The following is a 360-nucleotide window of genomic DNA, read 5'->3' on the forward strand; positions in this document are numbered from 1 at the left end:
CGCTGCGGCTCAGGTCGCGAACGGGCTGGAGGACTTCCACCAGCTTCTCGAACGGCACGTGTTGGTGTTCGTAGGCCGCGAGCGTCGTACCTCGTACCTGGGCCAGCAGTTCACGGAACGTCGCGCGCGGGTTCAGTTGGGCACGCAGGACCAGGGTGTTGATGAAGAAGCCGATGAGGCCTTCGGTCTCCGCCTGGGTGCGGCCGGCGATGGGGGAACCCACGCTGACATCGTCCTGTCCAGAGTAGCGGGACAGCAGCAGCTGCCAGGCCGCGAGCAGCAGCATGAAGGGCGTGGCGCCTTCGCGCTGGGCCAGGGCCTTGAGCGCCTGCGAGACCTCCGGCGGGAGGCGCACGTCCA

Annotated in this window: 1 protein-coding gene; it reads right to left on the reverse strand. The window is 68.1% G+C overall.

All coding sequences use genetic code 11. The features are described 5' to 3' along the window. Positions 1-360 (reverse strand): condensation domain-containing protein (locus ACLEQD_RS45290; RefSeq protein ID WP_410392055.1); only part of this gene is annotated, 360 nt, incomplete at both ends.

Source organism: Corallococcus sp. 4LFB, assembly GCF_046520365.1.
Lineage (GTDB): Bacteria > Myxococcota > Myxococcia > Myxococcales > Myxococcaceae > Corallococcus > Corallococcus caeni.